This is a genomic window from Paracoccus laeviglucosivorans, from assembly GCF_900182695.1.
GTDB classification, from domain to species: Bacteria; Pseudomonadota; Alphaproteobacteria; order Rhodobacterales; family Rhodobacteraceae; genus Paracoccus; species Paracoccus laeviglucosivorans.
Genome location: NZ_FXTK01000082.1, coordinates 1 through 1,007, shown reverse-complemented (window position 1 = coordinate 1,007; position 1,007 = coordinate 1). Strand labels below are relative to the sequence as shown.

Below are 1,007 nucleotides of genomic sequence, written 5' to 3'. Positions count from 1 at the left end.
GCCCATATGGCGATCAGCCTTGAGCCTCCGGGCGGATCGCCGACCGGGCAGCCGACCGGGCCAGTGCTGGCCGTGGGCGACTTGCTGGACATCTGAGGCCAGAAATTTGCGGCCCCTTGCGAAAAAAATCGCGGGGGGCTGAAACTTTCCGACACATCCATCCGTGACTTCTTCCGTCCTCCGATCATCGGGCGGACATTTCCGGGAGGAAGTCGGATGAAAACCCTTACCAAAGCTATCTTCGCAGGCTGTTTCGCGCTGGCCACCGCAGGCGCTGCGCTGGCGCAGGACAATCCCATGGTCGGCGGCGCCGCCATGTTTGCCGACAAGAACATCGTGGAAAACGCGATGAATTCGGCCGATCACACCACGCTGGTCGCCGCAGTCAAGGCCGCCGGTCTGGTCGAGACATTGCAGGGCGAAGGCCCCTTCACCGTCTTTGCCCCCACGAACGAAGCCTTTGCCGCGCTGCCTGCAGGCACTGTCGACACGCTGCTGAAGCCCGAGAACAAGGAAATGCTGACCAAGGTGCTGACCTGCCATGTGGTTGGGGCCAAGGCCATGGCCGCCGATGTGCAGAAGATGGTCATGGATGACGGCGGCAAGCATGTGATCGACACGCTTGGCGGCTGCAAGATCACCGCCGAGGTCAAGGACGGTATGGTCACCCTGACCGACGAAACCGGCGGCATGGCGACGGTCACCATCGCCGATGTCGTGCAGTCGAACGGCGTGATCCACGTCATCGACAAGGTTCTGCTGCCGAAGGGCTGACCCCTTTCGGCACGGCCCGGGCCGTATCTCGCGCGGTCTCTTCTTCCCGCACGGATACGGCCTGTCATCGCCGGATCCCCCGGCACCCAACCAACCAAAGAAGGAATTTTCAGATGAATGCGATCAAATCGGTTACGGCCGCGCTGCTGCTGTCGGCTTTTGCCGCGCCCGCAATGGCGGCGACTGTCGTGGGCTTGTCGGGCGACAACGAATTGCACTGGCTGGACACGGAA

At 62.3% G+C, this 1,007-nt stretch carries 1 protein-coding gene; it reads left to right on the top strand.

The window, feature by feature from the left end:
* The first annotated feature begins 216 nt into the window (after positions 1-216).
* Complete coding sequence (locus tag FN835_RS21125) at positions 217-774, top strand: fasciclin domain-containing protein (protein WP_142665190.1); 558 nt, start codon at positions 217-219, stop codon at positions 772-774.
* Positions 775-1,007 lie beyond the last annotated feature (233 nt).